General features: G+C 43.3%; 1 protein-coding gene. It reads left to right on the top strand.

Going from position 1 to position 247, the window contains the following annotated elements; all coding sequences use genetic code 11:
* A partial coding sequence (locus AB4153_RS21605) for a VCBS domain-containing protein (RefSeq protein ID WP_371998632.1) occupies positions 1–247 on the top strand: 247 nt, incomplete at both ends.

Below are 247 nucleotides of genomic sequence, written 5' to 3' on the forward strand. Positions count from 1 at the left end.
AATTTGGTTCGCTTTCTTTGAACGAACTAGGCCATTGGACCTACACTGCTGACAATACTCAGACAGCGATTCAAGGCCTAAAAACGGGTGAATCGCTCACCGATACTTTAATCGTTCACAGCGTTGATGGAACCGAACAAAAAGTTACAGTAACCATCAACGGCACTGATGATAAAGCTGTTATTGCTGGTACTTCAACAGCACAGCTAACGGAAGATAAAGACGTCCATCAAGGACAACTTCATGT

The sequence above is a fragment of the Shewanella sp. 10N.286.52.E4 genome (genome assembly GCF_041468785.1).
GTDB lineage: Bacteria > Pseudomonadota > Gammaproteobacteria > Enterobacterales > Shewanellaceae > Shewanella > Shewanella electrodiphila.